This is a genomic window from Comamonas sp. (assembly GCF_036666375.1).
GTDB lineage: Bacteria > Pseudomonadota > Gammaproteobacteria > Burkholderiales > Burkholderiaceae_C > Comamonas.
This window is the reverse complement of the sequence record NZ_JAVWWA010000192.1, coordinates 1-2,951: the sequence shown is the minus strand read 5'-3', so window position 1 is coordinate 2,951 and position 2,951 is coordinate 1. Positions and strand designations below refer to the sequence as shown.

General features: G+C 68.2%; 4 protein-coding genes. All 4 read right to left on the bottom strand.

The window, feature by feature from the left end; all coding sequences use genetic code 11:
- Positions 1 to 464, bottom strand: a 464-nt coding sequence (locus RR928_RS24330; protein WP_332684634.1) for a CinA family protein, incomplete at its 3' end; no start/stop codon positions are given.
- A gap of 4 nt (positions 465 to 468) precedes the next feature.
- Entirely contained in the window at positions 469 to 954 is a 486-nt protein-coding gene (locus RR928_RS24325; RefSeq protein WP_332538130.1) for a phosphatidylglycerophosphatase A family protein, read from the bottom strand.
- 168 nt (positions 955 to 1,122) lie between these two features.
- The gene (gene thiL, locus RR928_RS24320) at positions 1,123 to 2,079 is read right to left on the bottom strand and encodes a thiamine-phosphate kinase (RefSeq protein WP_332538111.1); all 957 of its coding nucleotides are present in this window, start codon (positions 2,077 to 2,079) and stop codon (positions 1,123 to 1,125) included.
- A gap of 165 nt (positions 2,080 to 2,244) precedes the next feature.
- The coding region (locus RR928_RS24315) for a YbdK family carboxylate-amine ligase (protein WP_332684632.1) at positions 2,245 to 2,951 on the bottom strand (707 nt) is incomplete at its 5' end.

The window sequence follows — 2,951 nt, the reverse complement described above, 5'->3', positions numbered from 1 at the left end:
CGCCGCAGCAAGCCCTTGAGCGCATGCTCCACCGTTGCCTGTCGCACCGCGGCGCGATCGCCGTCGAAGCGCCGGCATTCGGCATCGGCGTGGCCGTCAATGCACCAGCCGAACCAGACCGTGCCCACGGGCTTGGCGGCCGAGCCGCCGCCGGGGCCGGCGACGCCGGTGACCGCCACGCTGCAGCGGGCGCGCGAATGCGCGACCGCGCCCCGGGCCATGGCCAGCGCCACGGCTTCGCTCACCGCGCCATGGACCTCTATCAGCGCTGCGTCCACGCCCAGCATCTCGGTCTTGGCCTGGTTGGAATAGCTCACGAAACCGCGTTCGAACCAGTCGCTGGAACCCGCGATGTCGGTGCAGGCGCCGGCGATCAGGCCGCCGGTGCAGCTTTCGGCCGTGGCCATCTGCGCGCCGCGCGTCCGCAGCGCGGTCGCAAGTTCGGCCACAAGTGCTTCAGTCATGGGGTCAGAAGAAGAAATGGCGCCACAGCGCGATGGTCAGCAGCGTGCAGCCCGCAGCGATCAGGTCGTCGAACATGATGCCTATGCCGCCGCGCCAGCCAAAGCCCTTGAACAGCTGATCTGCCCAGCGCACGGGCTGGGGCTTGACGGCGTCGAAGAAGCGGAACAGCGCGAATGCGCACAGCTGGCCCCACCAGCCCATGGGCATGCAAAGCCACAGCACCAGCCAGATGCCCACGACTTCATCCCAGACGATGTGGCCGGGGTCGGCAACGCGCATGTGCTGGGCGGTGACGGCGCAGGCCCAGCAGCCGACGATCAGCGCGCCGGCAATGATCCAGCCGATCTGGGACGGCGTGAACCAGAGCTGCAGCAGCAGGAACGTGAGCCAGCCCCAGAGGCTGCCCACCGTGCCCGGCGCGATGCGGCCCAGGCCCGAGCCCTGGCCCAGCGCAATGAAATGCGCGGGGTGGGTCATCATGAAGCGCATGCTGGGGCGGTAGGGCGCCGGCGGCTTGCGGGTGGGACGGGGGGCTTCAGCAGGCGTGGCAAAAGGGCGTGACATACGTGAATCAAAAGTGTTTTGACAATCAATAGTTTAATTCTATTGCTGCCATGGCCTGGCATTTGTGAGAGTATGCGCCGCCGCCCCGACCGCTCAAACGGAAAAATGATCGAACGATGCGTAGCGTTTGACCAGCTCCTGTCCCTGCGCGTCGAGCAGCCGCAGTCCGGACCGTGCCTGTGCGCTGCCGATGCGCGTGACGGGCGTGTCACTGGCCCGGGCCGCGGCTGCGACCTGGGCGCGCATTTCTGGCGCGGCGGTAAAGCACAGTTCGTAGTCGTCGCCGCCGGCCAGCGTGCATTGCCGGATCAGTTCCTCATTCTCCGTCAGGCCGGCCGCCAGCAGCGCACCCGTCAGCCGTGTATCGATGCAGGCGCCCACGCGCGACTGCGCGAGGATATGCCCCAGATCGCCCAGCAGGCCGTCGCTGACGTCCAGCGCGCTGCTGGCGATGCCGCGCAAGGCCTGGCCCAGCGCCACGCGCGGTGTGGGCATTTCGAGCCGCAGTCGGGCCGCGGCCAGCGTGGCCGGCGGCAGCGTCACATGGCCCTGCAGGGCTTCGAGCGCCAGGCGTGCATCGCCCAGGGTGCCGCTGACGTAGATGTCGTCGCCGGCGCGCGCGCCGCTGCGCAGCAGCGCCTGGCCCGCAGGCACTTCGCCAAAGACGGTGATGCAGATGTTGAGCGGGCCTTGCGTGGTGTCGCCACCGATCAGCTCGCAGTCGTGCGCGTCGGCCAGCGCGAGCAGACCCTGGGCGAAGGCCGACACCCAGGCGCTATCGGCACGCGGCAGCGACAGCGCCAGCGTGAAGGCCAGCGGCCGTGCGCCGCAGGCCGCGAGGTCGCTGAGGTTGACGGCGAGCGCCTTGTGGCCCAGGCGCAGCGGATCCACGTCGGCGAAGAAGTGCCGGCCCTCGACCAGCATGTCGCTGGACACCGCGAGCTGCATTCCCGGCGTGGGCGCAAGCAGCGCGCAGTCGTCGCCCACGCCCAGCGCGGCGCGGCGCACGGGGCGCGTGAAGAACGTGCGTATCAGATCGAATTCACCCATCTCAAGGCTTTCTGAATTTAGTTCACTGCCGTGCGATACCGGCGTGAGCCAGGTCAGGGACACTGAGCAAGGGCCGCCCCGCAGCGAGGGTGTCGTCCCCCTCCACCGAAGGTTGAGAGGGGGAAGCGCGGGGTGGCCCGGCCACGAAGTCGCTCAGGGGGTGATTCATATTGGCTGTCCGCGAAAGCGCATGGCGGCCTGGCGGCTGGTCTCGGCGAGCAATTGCTCCTCGCGCTGGCGATCGCGCAGCCAGCGCGCGTCGTTCTGGCCTTTCTCGACGTCGGTGCGCAGCAGGTGCAGCGAAGGCGCGGCGCCCTGGCGCGCGGCGTGGCTGGCGATCTGGTCCATGGTGTGGAGGATATGCTCGCGCAGCGGCTGATGCCGGCCCGTGCCCGGGTCCACATAGACTGCCTCCAGCCCGAAACGGCAGGCCTGGAAGCGGTTGTAGGTGTAGACCAGGTAGTCGTCCTCGCTGGGCGTGAACGGCTGGGTGTCGAGAAACCAGGCCGCAAGCGATTGCACATAGCCCGAGAGCGCGGCCGCGCGCTCTATGGTCAGCGGCGTGTCGAACACGCGTATCTCTATGGTGCCGAACTCGGGCTTGGGCCGGATGTCCCAGTAGAAGTCCTTCATGCTCTTGACCACGCCGGTGCCGGTCATCTTGTCGAAGTAGTTCTCGAACTCGCCCCAGGTCAGCACGCAGGGCGCGCGGCCCGACAGCGGAAACGCGAACACCGAGTTGAGCCGCGCCGAATCGAATGCGGTGTCCTGGCCCTGCACATAGGGGCTGGAGGCCGACAGCGCGATGAAATGCGGAATGTAGCGCGACATGCGGTGCAGCATCAGCAGCGCGGCATCGGCATCGGGGCAGC

Coding starts and splice junctions, on each gene's coding strand:
- RR928_RS24325 (WP_332538130.1), bottom strand. CDS start 954: ATGCGCTTCATGATGACCCACCCCGCGCATTTCATTGCGCTGGGCCAG.
- thiL (WP_332538111.1), bottom strand. CDS start 2,079: ATGGGTGAATTCGATCTGATACGCACGTTCTTCACGCGCCCCGTGCGC.